The 15,451-nt window shown below is 71.7% G+C and carries 16 protein-coding genes and 1 tRNA gene; 6 read left to right on the forward strand and 11 right to left on the reverse strand.

Features of this window, described 5'->3' with window-relative positions; genetic code table 11:
• The first annotated feature begins 70 nt into the window (after positions 1 to 70).
• Entirely contained in the window at positions 71 to 1,444 is a 1,374-nt protein-coding gene (locus IE246_RS22175) for a multicopper oxidase family protein (RefSeq protein WP_229837438.1), read from the forward strand.
• Between the two features lie 6 nt (positions 1,445 to 1,450).
• Here the strand turns inward: IE246_RS22175 and IE246_RS22180 are convergent, their stop codons facing one another.
• Positions 1,451 to 1,741, reverse strand: a complete 291-nt coding sequence (locus IE246_RS22180) for a hypothetical protein (RefSeq protein ID WP_189993776.1) — start codon at positions 1,739 to 1,741, stop codon at positions 1,451 to 1,453.
• A 156-nt stretch (positions 1,742 to 1,897) separates the two neighbouring features.
• Between IE246_RS22180 and IE246_RS22185 the strand changes: the two genes are divergently transcribed.
• Complete coding sequence (locus IE246_RS22185) at positions 1,898 to 2,599, forward strand: RraA family protein (RefSeq protein ID WP_189993778.1); 702 nt, start codon at positions 1,898 to 1,900, stop codon at positions 2,597 to 2,599.
• A gap of 35 nt (positions 2,600 to 2,634) precedes the next feature.
• Here IE246_RS22185 and IE246_RS22190 read toward each other — a convergent pair whose 3' ends face one another.
• The 3 genes from IE246_RS22190 to IE246_RS22200 form a co-directional block, all read right to left on the reverse strand.
• On the reverse strand, positions 2,635 to 5,016 hold the full coding sequence (locus tag IE246_RS22190) for a methyl-accepting chemotaxis protein (protein WP_189993780.1): 2,382 nt from the start codon (positions 5,014 to 5,016) through the stop codon (positions 2,635 to 2,637).
• 381 nt (positions 5,017 to 5,397) lie between these two features.
• Positions 5,398 to 5,484: transfer RNA gene (locus IE246_RS22195), tRNA-Leu, on the reverse strand.
• A gap of 82 nt (positions 5,485 to 5,566) precedes the next feature.
• Positions 5,567 to 6,583 (reverse strand): 2OG-Fe(II) oxygenase, encoded by a 1,017-nt coding sequence (locus tag IE246_RS22200; protein WP_189993782.1) that lies wholly within the window; start codon positions 6,581 to 6,583, stop codon positions 5,567 to 5,569.
• Positions 6,584 to 6,700: 117 nt separating this feature from the next.
• Here IE246_RS22200 and IE246_RS22205 point away from each other — a divergent pair, with 117 nt between their 5' ends.
• From IE246_RS22205 to IE246_RS22215, 3 genes are read left to right on the forward strand one after another with little or no spacing between them, the layout of a single operon-like run.
• Positions 6,701 to 7,282, forward strand: a complete 582-nt coding sequence (locus IE246_RS22205) for a YqaA family protein (protein WP_189993784.1) — start codon at positions 6,701 to 6,703, stop codon at positions 7,280 to 7,282.
• 3 nt (positions 7,283 to 7,285) lie between these two features.
• Positions 7,286 to 7,789: a disulfide bond formation protein B gene (locus IE246_RS22210; protein ID WP_189993786.1), complete on the forward strand. Its 504-nt coding sequence runs from the start codon at positions 7,286 to 7,288 to the stop codon at positions 7,787 to 7,789.
• Positions 7,786 to 8,367 (forward strand): demethoxyubiquinone hydroxylase family protein, encoded by a 582-nt coding sequence (locus tag IE246_RS22215; protein ID WP_189993788.1) that lies wholly within the window; start codon positions 7,786 to 7,788, stop codon positions 8,365 to 8,367. The genes IE246_RS22210 and IE246_RS22215 overlap by 4 nt, the downstream gene beginning before the upstream one ends.
• On the opposite strand, the gene IE246_RS22220 is transcribed toward IE246_RS22215, so the two are convergent.
• From IE246_RS22220 to IE246_RS22245, 6 genes are all read right to left on the reverse strand, one after another.
• Complete coding sequence (locus IE246_RS22220) at positions 8,351 to 9,856, reverse strand: tripartite tricarboxylate transporter permease (RefSeq protein WP_189993790.1); 1,506 nt, start codon at positions 9,854 to 9,856, stop codon at positions 8,351 to 8,353. The genes IE246_RS22215 and IE246_RS22220 overlap by 17 nt on opposite strands.
• Positions 9,857 to 9,860: 4 nt before the next feature.
• Positions 9,861 to 10,286 carry a tripartite tricarboxylate transporter TctB family protein gene (locus IE246_RS22225; protein WP_189993793.1) on the reverse strand — a complete coding sequence of 142 codons (426 nt, stop codon included), beginning with the start codon at positions 10,284 to 10,286 and terminating at the stop codon, positions 9,861 to 9,863.
• 43 nt (positions 10,287 to 10,329) lie between these two features.
• On the reverse strand, positions 10,330 to 11,268 hold the full coding sequence (locus IE246_RS22230) for a tripartite tricarboxylate transporter substrate binding protein (protein ID WP_189993795.1): 939 nt from the start codon (positions 11,266 to 11,268) through the stop codon (positions 10,330 to 10,332).
• Positions 11,265 to 11,813 (reverse strand): MarR family winged helix-turn-helix transcriptional regulator, encoded by a 549-nt coding sequence (locus IE246_RS22235; RefSeq protein WP_189993797.1) that lies wholly within the window; start codon positions 11,811 to 11,813, stop codon positions 11,265 to 11,267. Before IE246_RS22235 ends, IE246_RS22230 begins: the two co-directional genes overlap by 4 nt.
• A gap of 248 nt (positions 11,814 to 12,061) precedes the next feature.
• Positions 12,062 to 12,664: an HNH endonuclease gene (locus IE246_RS22240; RefSeq protein WP_189993799.1), complete on the reverse strand. Its 603-nt coding sequence runs from the start codon at positions 12,662 to 12,664 to the stop codon at positions 12,062 to 12,064.
• Positions 12,665 to 12,886: 222 nt separating this feature from the next.
• On the reverse strand, positions 12,887 to 13,540 hold the full coding sequence (locus IE246_RS22245) for an alpha/beta hydrolase (RefSeq protein WP_189993801.1): 654 nt from the start codon (positions 13,538 to 13,540) through the stop codon (positions 12,887 to 12,889).
• Positions 13,541 to 13,628: 88 nt separating this feature from the next.
• Between IE246_RS22245 and gluQRS the strand changes: the two genes are divergently transcribed.
• Complete coding sequence (gene gluQRS, locus IE246_RS22250; protein WP_189993803.1) at positions 13,629 to 14,465, forward strand: tRNA glutamyl-Q(34) synthetase GluQRS; 837 nt, start codon at positions 13,629 to 13,631, stop codon at positions 14,463 to 14,465.
• 134 nt (positions 14,466 to 14,599) lie between these two features.
• Here the strand turns inward: gluQRS and IE246_RS22255 are convergent, their stop codons facing one another.
• On the reverse strand, positions 14,600 to 15,382 hold the full coding sequence (locus IE246_RS22255) for a metallophosphoesterase (protein WP_189993805.1): 783 nt from the start codon (positions 15,380 to 15,382) through the stop codon (positions 14,600 to 14,602).
• Between the last annotated feature and the right edge of the window lie 69 nt (positions 15,383 to 15,451).

The raw sequence follows: 15,451 nt of genomic DNA on the forward strand, positions 1-15,451 counted from the left end.
CGGCAGACCTCGTTCGATCCCCCGCCGTGCCTTCCTGGCGGGTTCCGGCGCCCTCCTGGCCGCGACCGGGATGCCCGGGCTCGCCCGGGCGGCGCCGCGCGAGTTCCGGCTGCGGCCTGGGCCGGCGGCCGCGCGGCTGGTGCCGGCGCCGCATCCGGACACCGCGGTGTGGGCCTACAACGGCAGCGTGCCGGGGCCGGAGATCCGGGTGCGCCAGGGCGAACGGCTGCGGATCGTGGTCGACAACGGGCTGGCCGAAGCGACCACCGTGCACTGCCACGGCATCCGCCTGCCGAACGCCATGGACGGGGTGCCGCACCTCACCCAGCGGCCGATCGGGCCGGGCGAGACCTTCGTCTACGAGTTCGACGCGGTCGATGCCGGGACCTTCTGGTACCACCCTCACCAGCGCAGCTCCGAGCAGGTCGACCGCGGGCTCTCGGGGCCGCTGGTGATCGAGGAGGCCGAGCCGCCGGCGGTCGACCGCGACCTGACCTGGATGCTCGACGACTGGCGCCTGCTGGGCGACGCCTCGATCAGCGCCGATTTCGGCAACCTGCACGACGCCGCCATGGCCGGACGGATCGGCAATTCGGTCACCGTGAACGGCGCGGTCCGCGACAGCTTCGCAGTCCGCGCCGGCGAGCGGCTGCGCCTGCGGCTGGTCAACGCCGCCAACGCCCGGGTGTTCGGGCTGCGGTTCGAGGGGCACGAGCCGGTGGTCGTCGCGCTCGACGGCCAGCCGGTCGACCCGCACGTTCCGGCCGACGGGCGCGTCGTTCTGGGCCCGGCGATGCGGGTCGACGTGATCCTGGACATGACCGGCGCGCCCGGTGCGCGCTTCCGGGTGGTCGACGATTTCTATCCGCGTGCCGCCTACCGGCTGCTGGACCTCGCCTACGCCGCCGAGGTGCTGCGCGACCGCCCGCCGGAGGCGGAGGTGCGCCTGCCCGCGAACCCGATTCCGGAGCCTGACCTCGCCAGCGCGCAGCGTCACGTCGTGACGTTCGGCGGCGGCGGCATGATGGGGGGAATGATGGGCGGGATGAACGGGCGCGGGATGATGGGCCGGATGATGGGGCCGGGCATGCACGGCGGCGGCATCTGGACGATCAACGGCCGCGCCGAGACCGGCCATACCCCGGCGCCGATGCTGACCCTGGCCCGGGACCGCACCCACGTGCTGGCGCTCGCCAACGACACCGGGTTCTACCACCCGATCCATCTGCACGGGCATTCGTTCCGGGTGATCTCCCGGAACGGCGTGCCGACCCGCCGCCGGGAATGGCAGGACACGGTCCTGCTGGCGCCGCGCGAGCGGGCGGAAATCGCCTTCGTCGCCGACAACCCGGGCGACTGGATGTTCCATTGCCACATCCTGGAGCACCAGGAGGCCGGGATGACGGGCGTCATCCGGGTGGCGGCGGACGCGACCCGGACCTGACCGGCGTCAGCTGATCGGGACTTTGCTGGAGCAGTGCCCCTCGCGGCCCGGCGTCTCGATGCCCGGGCCGCCGCCGGACCGTCCCTGCGGGCCGGGCGCGGGGGTTGCCCCGGACCCGGGCGCCGTGCCGGCGGCCGGGCCGGTCGAAGGGGCCTGGACGGTACCCTGGCTCGACTGCTGCGCCGTCGCCGGCGTCGCGGTGACCGCCAGCAGCACCGCCAGCAGCCCGGCAACGCGGCTGATCCGTGGGAATCGCGGGGCCCGCCGCCCCGGAATATGCGCCGAAACAAGCAACATCGCGCCTCTCCCTCTCGAGAGCGAACCGGCGACCGGGATGCTGTCGTCGAGTAAACACTATGGTCCGAGCCGGACACCGGTCAAGCTGACGGCGGCAACGCCGGGCGCCGGCCCGGCGCCGAACGACACGATCCCGATCGGAGAGGGGAACGCGGAATGACCGGAACTGCGGATGACCTGCTGGCGCGGCTGGCGAAGCTGGAGACGGGGCAGGTCAGCGACGTGCTCGACGAGGCCGGGTTGCCGGGCCACGCGCTGTCCTCGGCCCTGGTGCCGCTGGCTGCCGGGCAGCGCTTCGCCGGGGTGGCGGTGTGCGCCCGCGGCGAGACGGCGGTCGAGGGCCGGCATGCCCGGCCGGCGATGCCGGGCTCGGCGCTCGAGGCGGCGATGCGGCCGGGCGGCGTGCTGGTGATCGACAGCGGCGGCTTCGCGCGCGGCGCCCTGCTCGGCGGATTCGTCGCCTACAGCCTGCAGCGCCAGGGCTGCGTCGCGATCGTCACCGACGGGCCGGTGCGCGACGCCGACGAGATCCGCGGCCTCGGCCTGCCGGTGGTCTGCGGGGGCGTCACCCCGGTCAACGGCTCGCGGCGCTGGCGGTGGATCGAGGTCGGCGTGCCGGTCACCCTGCCCGGGCAGGAGGGCCGGCCGCTCGCGATCGCGCCCGGCGACTACATCCTGGCCGACGGCGACGGGGTCGTGGTGGTGCCGGCGACGGCGGCCCGCACGATCGTCGAGGACGCCGAGGAGCTGGCCCGCATCGAGGCGCGCATCGGCGAGGGACTGCGCGCCGGCGGCAGCCGGGCCGAGGTGTTCAAGCGCAACCCGCGCTTCGACCACGTCCGGCCGGCGCACTCCTGACGCAACCGGCGCGCCAGCAGCGGGGCCGCATTGTCCTAGGCGGCGAGCCGGACGCGGATGCCGGTCGGCGCGGTGCTCAGGACGACACCGCTGACCGGTGCCTCGCCACGGACGGTCAGCCGGACCCGGCTGCCTTCCTCGAACCCCGAAGGATCGAGGTCCCTCAGGAAGGCGATGCCGTCGGTCCGGTTGTGCAGCACGCAGCGCAGCGAGCGGTCGCCGACCTGCAGTTCGGCGGGCAGGTCGAGCACCGGCCGGCCCTTGGTGCGCCGGTCGGCGTCGTCGGTCGCGCTTCGGACCACCCGGACGATGACGGAGCGCAGCTCCTGGATGGCGCCTTCGACATCGATGGCGGCGTTCTGCACGCTCTTGGTGATGTCCAGGGTCGCGGTGGCTTCCTGCGAGACGTCGGAGATCCGCTGGGAGACCTCGTTGGTCGCCTCGGTGGTGTCCGAGACGCTGCGGCTGATCTCCGCGGTCGCCGATGCCTGCTCCTCCATCGCCGCCGCGACCGTGGTCGAGATCGACTCGATGTCGGAGATCGCCTCGCTCATCTCCGAGACCTCGTGGACCGCCTGTCCCGTGACGGTCTGGACCTCGCTGATCTGCCGGCCGATTTCCTCGGTCGCCTGCGCCGTCTGGTTGGCCAGCGCCTTCACTTCCGAGGCGACCACGGCGAAACCCTTGCCGGCCTCGCCGGCCCGGGCGGCCTCGATGGTGGCGTTCAGGGCCAGCAGGTTGGTCTGCTCGGCGATTCCGCGGATCAGGTTCGAGACCTCGCCGATGCGCTGGACGGAGTTGGCGAGCGACTGGATGGTGGCCTGCGTTCGGTTGCCGATCGCGACCGCCGAGCCGGTGACTTCGCTCGCACGGGTCACCTGGCTGGCGATCTCGCGGATCGAGCTGGTCAGTTCCTCGGTCGCCGCGGCCACCGCCTGGGCATTGGCCATGCTCTGGTTGGCCGCCGCCGCCACCGATCCGGAGTTCTCGGAGACCCGCTCGGCGGAAGCGGCCATCGAGCGGGCGTCGCCGGCCATGCTCTGTGTCAGGTTCGAGACGTCGTCGACCGCCCGGCGGGCCTCCGCCTCGACGGTGTCGGCCATCTCGCGGATCGCCTTGCGCCGGATCTCGTCGGCCTTCGCCTGGCTGGCGGCCCGCTCGAACTCGGCGTAGGCGATGCGCGCCTGCAGGGCCCGGAGCTGGACGGTGACGGCCCGGAACTCGGCCATCTTCGGCAGACGGACACGCGCCGTCTTCGGATCCCTGGCGATGTCGACGAACGAGGTCTCCAGGGTCGTCAGGGCGCTGCGCAGGGCGTGCAGCATCCGATAGCCGGCCAGCAAGGCCAGAACGATCGCCAGGGCGGTGGCGCCGACCATCCCGACCAAGGCCCTGTCGAGGAAGCTCTCGGCGTTGCCGGAGATGTCGAGCGCTGCCAACTGCAGCTTCTCCACGAACTGCGACAGTGCGTCGGTGAAAGGATCGACGGCCGGGTACAGTTCCTGCTCGATGAAGACGATCAGGTCGTCCTTGGAACGGGCATCGATGATGGCCAGCAGGCGGGAGACCGCCTGGTCGGTACGAACCTTGACCGCCTTGGCGCCATCCATGATGCGCTTCTCTTCGGCCGGGTGCTCGGCGGTGGACAGGTCCTTCCACAGCGGCTCGACCGTCCGGATGGCGTCCTGGACCGAGGCCTTCGCCTCGTCCCACGAGAACGTGCCGGCGCGGAGCTTGTGCGACGCGTCGACGATCTGGACGGCGTAGGCGTCCGACACCGTCTTCATGGCCGCCATCTCGGCCAGCGGCTCGTTGCGGAGCGTCTCGAAGGCGTCGAATGCCGAAGACCTAACGACGAGGCCGACCCCCGAGAGGATGGCCATCAGCAACAGCACCAGCGAGAAGGCGATGACGATCTGTCCCTTCAGGCTGGACGCGAACCGCGACAGGCGGGCGCCGGCGGTCGTCGAGACGACGTCGCCGCCCACGATCGCGAGGTTCTTCGCCGTGCCTTCGCGAACCTGGCGGTACAGCGCGTCGTAGTGGCCGGTCTCTTCCCGGGTCGGCCGCGTGCGGATCGAGATGAAGCCGGTGACCTTGCCGTCGTCGATCACCGGCGTGACGTTGGCCCGGACCCAGTAGTGGTCGCCGGTCTTGGTGCGGTTCTTGACGAAGCCTTCCCAGCAGCTTCCCGCCTTGATCGTCTCCCACAGGTCGCGGAATGCCTGTTTCGGCATGTGCGGGTGCCGGACGATGTTGTGCGGCTCGCCGAGCAACTCCTGCTCGGTGAAACCGCTGATCCGCACGAAGGCCTCGTTGGCGAACTCGATCTTGCCGCCGGTACCGGTCCGGGAAACCAGTACGTCGTTCTCGGCAAAATCAACCTGCCGGTCCGTGATCGGGCCGTTGTCGCGCATGGAACGTCTCCTCGTGCAGAATCCGTCCGCGGCGATGCTGTGGACTGGGATTCAATCGTCATCGTCAGCCGGCCTCGCGGCCGGCCGTCGGTCCTGGGGATGCTCGAATAGTCCGGGCCAGCACGGTCTTGTCTTCCCAAACGGGAAGCGCCTCAAGAGCTCGGGCGATCTCGTCTGGGTGCCGTACTGTCGATGAAGGGACTTTACCATGGGGATGCTTGCGAACGGCATCCGTATATTCCGAAACCGGCAGACGGGGCCACGGCCGGGGACGACCGCGACCGCTCGGCCGGTCCGGGACGCGGTTCGGCACGGCGCGACCCGCCACGCGTGCCGGGCGCGAGCGTCGAAGCCGGGGGAAACGGGAGCAGGGCTCGGGGATGGTGCGGGCGGTCGGACTCGAACCGACACTCTGTCACCAGAACCGGATTTTGAGTCCGGCGCGTCTACCAATTCCGCCACGCCCGCAGCGTCGGAATTCCTACTACGGCAGGGCTCCGGGTTCGACCAGAAATTTCGCGCGCCGGCCGGGCTCGACGCGACGCCGGGCTCAGTGCAGGAAGGCGAGCAGCACGTAGCGGCTTCCGCGGGTCACCGGGCGGGCCTCGTGCAGCAGGTTGCACGAGAACGCCACCGCCTCGCCGGCGGCCGGGCGATAGCCGAACTCGCCGTATTCCGGAAACACCAGGTGGCCGCCGTCGTACTCGCCGGTGTTCAGGTTCAGGGTCACCGCGAACCGGCGGGTGCGGCCGGCCTCGGAGGCGTTGTCGCGGTGCGGGCGGAAGTGGCCGCGCTCTTCGCCGTCGTAGCGCACGATCTTGAACAGCTCGTGGCGCTGGATCGGCGAGTGGGTGGCGCGGGCGATCTCCGGGATCACCCGGCGCTGGAAGATGTGGCGGATCTCGGCCTCCAGCGGCGACCCGGCCGCCACCACGTGGTCGCGCCGCACCTTGACCTCGGCGTCGGACCGCAGGACCAGTTCGCTTCCGACCTTCTCGAGGAACCCCGACGATTCGTTGCCCTGGGTGTCGTGCACGTGCATCAGCCAGCGGCACCACTGCGGTGACAGCACGTTCGGGATCACCATGACCGGCGCCTGGATCGACGGTCCCTCGCGGAACCGGTCCGGCGGCAGGCGGTCGCGGACCAGCCCCAGGCAGGCGCCGGCGTGGGCGTCCGGGTCGCCCTCCAGCGGCAGCACCGCGGCCAGTCGCGAGGCGCGGTCGAACACCATGGTGGACGGGTGTTCGAGGTGGAAGTTGTGGGCCAGCGCCCCGGCCGGGTCGGCCAGCGCCGTGACCCCGTCGACGGCGTCCCCGGCCACGGTCTGCGGTCCGCCGCGGCGCACCAGGTAGAGGTCGGCGCCGGCTTCCCGGAAGTCGGCGGCGCGGGACGACAGGGCCAATGCGACGGGCAACGGGTCCTGCGACCCGGCGGCGACGTGCAGGACCGCGGTGCGTCCGGCCATGCGGGTGATCGGCCTGGTCTTGCCGTCGCCGTTGCGCAACTCGACGGCCGGGGCGACGTCGCCGATGTCGAACCACGGGTGGAGGGGTGGCTTCTGCATGGCGGCATCTTGGCCGATGCCGGCGGTGCACGGCAACCGGCCGGCATCGGCTTGCGGGGGGCGGCGGGCGCTGCTATCCGGGATCGGTCAGCCACCCGCCGGGACCCGAGTACCCATATGCTGCGGCCGTTCTACGACTGGACCCTGCGGGTCGCCGGCGACAAGCGCGCCGATCGCTGGCTGGCGCTGGTGGCTTTCGTCGAGAGCTCGGTGTTCCCGATCCCGCCGGACGTGATGATCGTCCCGATGGTGCTGGCCGACCGCCGCCGGGCGTGGCGGGTGGCGACGGTCGCCACCATCGCCTCGGTGATCGGCGGGCTGTTCGGCTATGCCATCGGCAGCCTGTTCTTCGAGGCGCTCGGCCAGCCGATCCTCGACCTGTACGGCTATGCCGACAAGTTCGCGGCGTTCGCCGGGCGCTACAACGAGTGGGGCGCGTGGATCGTGTTCGGGGCCGGGCTGACGCCGTTCCCGTACAAGGTGATCACCATCGCCAGCGGCGTGACCCGGCTCGACCTCCTGGTGTTCGTGGTCGCCTCGGTCCTGGCGCGCGGCATCCGGTTCTACGCGGTCGCCGGCCTGCTGTGGTGGTTCGGGCCGCCGATCCGCCGGTTCCTGGACCGCTACCTGGGGCCGGTGACGGTCGTGTTCTTCGTGCTGTTGATCGGCGGCTTCGTCGCCCTCAAATATGCGGTCTGACCGATGACGCGCACCGTACCTTTCGCCGGGCTGGCCCTGGCCGCCGCCTCCGCCGCCGCCTTGGCGCTCGCCTTCGTCGGCCAGTACGGCTTCGACCTGCAGCCCTGCGTGCTGTGCGTCTGGCAGCGCTGGCCGCACGGTGCCGCAATCGTGCTCGGGCTGGCCGCCTGGGTGCTGCGCGGCCGGCCGGCGGCGGCCACCGCGGCGCTGCTGCTGGCGGTGGCGGCCGAGCTGACGACCGGCGGCATCGCGGTGTTCCATGTCGGGGTCGAGCAGGGCTGGTGGCAGGGCACCGCGGAGTGCGGCTCCGGCGCCCTGCCGAACGACCTGGCGGCGCTGAAGGCGCAGATTCTGAGCCAGCCGATCGTGCGCTGCGACGAGGTGGCGTTCGCGGTGTTCGGGATCTCCATGGCAGGATGGAACGCGCTGCTGGCGGCCGGGCTGGCCGGGCTCGGCGTCGGCGCCGTGCTCGAGGACCGCCGGCCGGCAAGGGAGGACGCGGCATGACCGACACGAGCGATACCGCAAAGACCGGCACCGGCGGCGGCCGGCGCCGCCTGCCGGGCGAGCTGACCCACGCGCAGCTGATCGACCGGATCGTGCGGGTCGACCATGCCGGCGAGTTCGGCGCCCAGCGCATCTACGAGGGCCAGCTGGCGGTGCTCGGCAAGCGGCCGAGTGCCAAGACCATCCGCCACATGAAGGAGCAGGAGGACCGCCACCTGGCGGCCTTCGAGGCGCTGATCCGCCAGCGCCGGGTGCGCCCGACCATCCTGCACCCGATCTGGCACGTCGCCGGCTTCGCGCTCGGCGCCGGCACCGCGCTGATGGGCGAGAAGGCGGCGATGGCCTGCACGATCGCCGTCGAGGAGGTGATCGACGACCACTACCGCCGCCAGCACGACGCGCTCGGCGAGGACGAGGCCGAGCTGAAGGCGACCATCGAGGAGTTCCGAGCCGAGGAGGCCGAGCACGCCCATATCGGCCGCGAGCACGGCGGCGAGGAGACCGTCGGCTACCCGGTGCTGCGGGCGGCGATCCGGGCGGGCTCGCGGGCGGCGATCTGGCTCAGCGAGCGGTTCTAGAGCCCCGCTGTCGCACTCCCATCCACCAGGCCGCCGCCACCGCCAGCGCCAGCAACCCGAGGCCGACCGGATGGTCGAGCATGCGGACCGGGTCGTCGCCGAGGATGCCGAGGGTCTGGCTGAGCGACAGCTCGAAGCGGGGCCCGAGGAAGAAGGCGATGACGAACACCACCACCGAGTAGCCGGTGGCCGTCATCAGGGTGCCGACGCCGGCGAAGATCAGCATCACGTAGACCCCGACCAGGTCGCCGGTCGACAGGTACACCCCGACCGTGCACAGCAGCAGCGCGGTGGCGAACACGATCGACTCCGGCGCCGACACCACCCGGGCCCACAGCCGAAGGCCCAGCTGGCCCATCCAGAAGTTCACGACATTCGCCATCAGCATGGCGCCGAACAGCCCGTAGATCAGCCGGCCCTGGCTCTCGAACAGCAGCGGGCCGGGCTGGATGCCCTGGATCATCAGCGCGCTGATCACCAGCGCGGCGCCGATGCTGCCGGGAATGCCGAGGCTGAGCAGCGGGATCAGGTTGGCGCCGACCACGGCGGAGTTGGCGCTCTCGGTGGCGGCGATGCCGTGCAGGTTGCCCTTGCCGAAGCTGTCGGGATCGCGCGAGGCCTGCCTGGCCGAGGCGTAGCTCATGAACGCCGCGGCGGTCGAGCCGATCCCCGGCATCGCGCCCAGCACCGTGCCGATCACAGCACCCCGCAGCATGGTGTAGCGGCAGCCCCAGTACTCGGCCCACGACACCCGCGCGTCGGCCGGGTCCTGGGCTTCGGGGATCGTCACCGCCGGCCGTCCGCCGCCGCGCATCGCCACCAGCCGGCGCAGGATCTCGGCGACCGCCAGGGTGCCGATCGCCACCGGCGCCAGCGGCAGGCCGTCGTACAGCTCGAACCAGCCGAAGATCAGCCGCGGCGTGCCCTGGTCCGGGTCCAGGCCGACGGTCGCGCACAGCAGGCCGAAGGCGGCCGCCGCCAGGCCCTTGACCATCGACTCGCCGACCAGCCCGGCGATCACCGAGAACGCGAACACGATCAGGCAGAACACCTCGACCGGCCCCATGTACAGCGCCACCGCCGCCAGCGGCGCCGACACGGTGATCAGCACCAGGTCGCTGAAGGTGTCGCCGGTGACCGAGGCGTACAGCGCCATCTTGGTGGCCTTCAGCGGCTTGCCCCGGCGGGTCAGCGGGAAGCCGTCGAGGGCGGTCGCCGCGGCGTCCGGGGTGCCCGGCGTGTTGATCAGCACCGCCGGGATCGCGCCGCCGAACAGCCCGCCCTTGTTGACCCCCATCAGGAACGCGATGGCGGCCAGCGGGCTCATCACGAAGGTGAACGGCACGGCGATCGCCATCGCCATGACCGGGCCGATCCCCGGGACCGCACCGACGAACTGGCCGACCGCCACGCCGGCGACCACGTACAGCAGGTTGCCGAGGGTCAGGGCGTCGCCGAGGCCGGCGAGCACGGTGTCGAGCTCCGGCATCGCTTCAGCCGCCCGGCAGGGTGCGGCCGAGCAGGCCGACCACGACGCCCCACACCACCGCCGGCACCACCGCGGCACCGAGCCCGAGCCACAGCGGCCGGCGCTCGCCGATCCACAGCATCAGCAGCAGCACCATGAGCGGCGCCACCCACACGAAACCGAGCCGGCCCATCGCCCAGACCGCCACGGCTGTGTAGCCGAGATACAGCAGGGCCCGGGCGGTCGGCCGCAGGGGCAGGCGCGCGACGCCGCCGCCGGCGGCGGCCTGCAGCAGGCCGAGCAGCAGCAGGGCGCCGGCGGTCAGGTTCGGCAGGGTCTCAGGCCGGATCCAGCCGTAGTCGACCGGCTCGACCTGGCCGGGAATGACCCACAGCAGGAGCACGGCGCCGAAGCCGGCGACCGCCAGGCCGGAGAGTCGATCGAGGGTCACGCGGGTGCTCCCCGAGGTTGCGGCCGGTGCTTCGCGACCCCCGCTACTGTCCGAACAGCACCTTCACGCTGGCGATGCCGTCGGTCATCATCTTGGCCGTGCCGTCCGGCCCGCGGTTCTCGACCTCGCTGTGGAACGCGTTGGCGACCAGCTTGCGCACCGCGTCGGAGGCGATGGCGGCGTCGAGAGCCTTGGCCAGCCCGGCCCTGGCGTCGGCCGGCAGCCCGGCCGGCGCGGCGAAGTAGAACCACGGGTCGACCGCCAGGTCGTAGCCCTGCTCGCGCAGGGTCCTGGTGTCGGGGGCGTAGCCGTGGCGATCGGCGGTGGCGCTGGCCAGCATCTTGAGGTCGCCGCTCTTCAGGTACTCGATGTGGGCGCCGGCGGCGAACGACGCGACCACGTGGCCGCCCAGCACGTTCTGGATCATCTCGGCCGAGCTCTTGGACGAGACCGGGCGGATGCCGGCGTCGTCCTGCTTGTTGATGCCGCGCAGGATCAGCTCCTGCGGCTTGGCGTCGAACGCCACCGGGGCGCCGCCGTTGGCCTTGGAGTACGCCACCAGCCCGGCGACGTCGTCGAACGGGGCGTCGGCCTTGGCGACGATCGCCACCTGGGCGCGGGTGACGGTCGCCAGGTAGTCGAAGCTGTCGAGCTTGAACGGCAGCTTGTCGCCGCGCAGCACCAGGTTGATCAGGACCGGCATGCTGACCCCCATGCCGACGGTCATCCCGTCCGGCTTGGCGGCGCCGACGCCGGTGAACATGGCGACCCCGCCGCCGCCCGGCTTGTTCGCGGCGATCACGTCCCAGCCGGTCTGCTTCTTCATCTCGGCGGCGATGGCGCGGCCCATGGTGTCGGTCTCGCCGCCGGGTCCGAAGCCGATCTCCAGCTTCACCGGGCCCGAGGGCTTCCACTCGGCGTGGGCCGGGACGGCGATCGCCAGCGCGGCCAGCAGCCCGAAAGTCAACGTTGCCAGTCTCATGTCGTGCTCCCCTGTCCTGGCGCCGGAATCGCGGGAGAGGCTCCCGGGTCGGCGCTCGCTTCGTGGTCCCTGATCTCTATCGCGGCGGCGTGCGCGACCGTGCGGGCGCCGTCCAGGAAGGCGGCCAGGCTCTCGCCGGTCAGGCTGCCGTCGAGCAGTTCCTTGCGGGCCGCCATGGTCGGGGCGATCCGGCCGTACAACTCGCGGCCGGCCGGGGTCAGGGCGAACAGCCAGACCCGCCGGTCGTCGCTCGAGCGCTCGGCCTCGACCAGCCCGCGCCCCTGCATGGCCGACAGCGTTCGGCTGACCTGGGCCTGCGCCATCGCCACCTCGTGCACCAGGCGCTTCTGCGGCATCCGGCCGTGGATCCGCAGCATCAGCAGGATCCGCCACTCGACGATCGACGAGCCCCGGGCCTCGAGCGCGGCCGCCATCTGCGCCTTCAGCATCCGGAACAGCCGCTCGGCGGTGACGTGCACCAGGCTGGCGGCATCCGGGATGTCGTCGAGCCGCAGCGGGTCGGTCCTGTCGGTCGCGTGGTGCATCGCAGCGTCCGGCGGCAATGATATCTATATCAAGTTATACGTTTCGCCGGCGGTGGATGGCAATCGCCAGACCGGGCCATGGTTGCGCCCGTCGCTTCGTGGGTTCCGGCTCGACCGCGCCGGAGCGGCGCGTCCGTCCGGAATGACGGCAGAGGAAGGGGCGCTCCCTTCCCGACGTCATTCCGGACCGGACCGCCAGCGGCGGGACGGAGCCGGAACCCACGAAGCGACGGGCGGAAAACGGTGGCCTAGAACGCCGGCAGCGTGGAGGCCGCCGGGCGGCCGCCGTCGTCGTCCTGCTCCAGCTCGATGTCCCAGTACAGGTAGTCGCGCCAGCTCTCGTGCAGGTAGTTCGGCGGGAAGCCGCGGCCGGCGTCCTGCAGGTCGTAGGCGGTCGGCTGGCGCGGCGTGACCTGCGGGACCATGCCGATGGCGCGCGGCATGTGGTTGCCCTTGCGCAGGTTGCAGGCGCCGCAGGCGGTGACGACGTTCTCCCAGCTGGTCCGGCCGCCGCGCGAGCGCGGCACGACGTGGTCGAAGGTCAGCTCGTGGGTCGGGAACCGGTCGCCGCAGTACTGGCAGGCGAAGCGGTCGCGCAGGAACACGTTGAACCGGGTGAACGCCGGCTTGCGCGACTGGTGGACGTATTCCTTGAGCGCGATCACGCTCGGCAGCTTCATCTCGAAGCTGGGGCTGCGGACCACCGTGTCGTAGTGCGAGACGATGTTGACCCGGTCCAGGAACACCGCCTTGACGGCGTCCTGCCAGGACCAGAGCGACAGCGGAAAATACGAGAGCGGCCGGAAGTCGGCGTTGAGGACAAGCGCAGGGGCGTTGTCCGGCCCCGTCACCGCGCCGTCCTCCCGGTCGGGAGAGACGAGCGGCGGCTGCGACTAGGGCGAGTCGTCGAGTGTTGCGGCCGATGCCGCCACAACATCTTGACTGTCTGCCTCCTGCTCATCGCGTCGATCGGCCCCTGTTCGGGAGTTTCCAGCCCAGTCGCCTCGTCTGTATAACTAGATGTTGTTACAGATTTATGCCCGCCGCAAGACCTCGCGGCGACGGTCCCCGAGTCATACAGATAGGACGTGCTTGAGGAAACCGACACCCAGGCGCAGCCCGTCCTGGTCGATTCCGTGGGCCAGCCCGCGGCACGCGAAGGTCTCGACCGGAATCCCGGCCGAGGTCAGCACCTGCTCGGCGGCCGCCATCGCCTGGAACGGCACCACCGGGTCGGCGGTGCCGTGCACCAGCATGACCGGCGGCTTGGCGGTCGCCTCGGCGGCCAGGGTGTCGGCGCCGATCAGCGCGCCGGAGTAGCCGAGGACGCCGGCCACCGGCGTCGGCCGGCGCGGCACGGTGTACAGCGAGGTCATGGTGCCCTGGCTGAACCCGACCAGGGCCAGCTTGTCCGGCCCGAGGCCGTGGCGCTCCAGCTCGCGGTCGAGAAACGCGTTCACGACCGGCGCCGCCGCCTGTACCCCGGCCAGCATCGAGGCCGCCGAGCGGTCCTGCAGGCTGAACCACTGATAGCCGTACGGCGCCATGTCGCAGGGCTCCGGCCCGTTCGGCGCCACGAAGGCGACGGTCGGCATCAGCGGCGCCCACATCGGCGCGATGCCGATCAGGTCGTTGCCGTCGGCGCCGACGCCGTGCAGCATCACCACCAGGGCCTCGGGCCTGCCGCCCGCTGCCGGGCCGAAACGCGGGCCGTCGAGTTCGATCATGAAGCGTGTTCCTCCGTTCGCGTCGGCGGACCCTAGCCGGGCGACCCGTCTCTGTCATCATGCCGGCATGACCCCGATCGCCCGTCCCGTGACCGTCACCCGTTTCGCCCCAAGCCCGACCGGACTGCTGCATCTCGGCCACGCCTACTCGGCGATGCTGGCGCACGATGCCGCGCGTAAGGTCGGCGGCCGCTTCCTGCTGCGCATCGAGGACATCGACGCCGGCCGCTGCCGCGAGGAGTTCGTGGCGGCGATCGAGGAGGACCTCGCCTGGCTCGGCCTGGAGTGGGAGCGGCCGGTGCGCCGGCAGTCCGAGCACATGGCCGACTACCGTGCCGCCCTCGACCGGCTCGAGGCGATGGGCCTGCTCTACCCCTGCTTCCTCAGCCGCAAGGAGCTGGACGCCGCGCTGTCGGCACCGCACTTCCAGGCCATGCAGGGGCCGGAAGGGCCGGTGGTGGTCGACGCCGACCGGCTGCTGCCGGCGGCCGAGCGGCAAGCCCGGCTGGCGGCCGGCGAGCCCTATGCCCTGCGGCTGCGGATGGCGGCGGCGCTGGAGCGGGCCGGCCCGCTGACGTGGGCGGACGAGACGCACGGCGTGCAGACGGCGGATCCGGCGGCGTTCGGCGACGTGGTGCTGGCGCGCAAGGACACGCCGACCAGCTACCACCTGTCGGTGACGGTCGACGACGCGCTGCAGGGCGTCAGCCTGGTGGTGCGCGGCGAGGACCTGTTCCAGGCGACCCACGTGCACCGGCTGCTGCAGGCCCTGCTGGACCTGCCGACCCCGCGCTACCGGCACCACGGGCTGCTGACCGATCCCGAGGGACGGCGCTACGCCAAGCGCGACCGGGCGCTGACGCTGCGGGCGCTGCGCGAGGCCGGCCGGACGCCTGGGGACGTGCGGGCGATGGTCGGGCTGTAAGGGCAGTTGCGGCGTGGGTCCCGGACCGCCGCTGGCGCGTCGTCCGGGATGAGGGAGTTCATCCGCCCACCCGACCTCATCCCGGGGGCGCGTAGCGCAACCCGGGACCCACGCATCGGAATGCGATCAGGTGGCTACCCCTTGGCCTGCACGAAGCGGTAGCGGTCGTTGCGCATCTCGATGGCGGTCAGCACGCCGGTGAACACCGCGGCGGTGTCCAGGTTGATGCGGTGCTTCTCGACGGTCGGCCGCTCGAACGGCTCCTCCGGCGTGTGGCCGTGGATCACGAACACCTCGAACGGCCAGTGATGATCCTCCGGGTGCAGGAACGGGTCGCGGATCCAGGTGACGACCTCCTCCGGCTGGTCGTCGAGCGGGCGGCGCGGGTCCACCCCCGCGTGGACGAACAGGTAGTCGCCGATCCGGCGCGACGGGCGCATGCCGCGGATCGCGTCCTGGACGAACTGCGGGACGCCGGCGCGCAGGGCCGGGCCCAGCCCCTGCAGCGGGGTCAGCGGCGGCACCTTCAGGGACCGCCAGGTCCGCTGCCCGCCGTTGGCGGCCCACAGCTCGGCCAGCTCGGCGGTCAGCCGGTCCTCGAACGCCGCCTTCAGCCAGGCGTCGTGGTTGCCGAGCAGCAGCACGTCCTCGACCGGCATGCGGTCGCCCAGATAGGCGGCCAGCCCGCCGGCGGCCAGGCCGAGCGTCTGGAACGACTGTTCGCCGCGGTCGATCAGGTCGCCGAGGAAGATGCAGGTGGCGTGCGCGACGCCCGGTACCCGGGCGTCGTCGGCCAGGGCCGCCAGCAGCGGGTCCAGCAGGTCGGCGCGACCGTGGACGTCGCCGATCGCGCAGATCAGGTGGTCGGTGTGCAGCGGTTTCGGGGCGTGCTGCCACTCCCCGCGTTCGATCGTCACCATCCCGTCACGAGACCGCAGTTTTCCAGGCCGTGCAAGGGCAGGCGCGTACCCGTCGGCCGGCAATCC

The sequence above is a fragment of the Thalassobaculum fulvum genome, from assembly GCF_014652915.1.
Lineage (GTDB): Bacteria > Pseudomonadota > Alphaproteobacteria > Thalassobaculales > Thalassobaculaceae > Thalassobaculum_A > Thalassobaculum_A fulvum.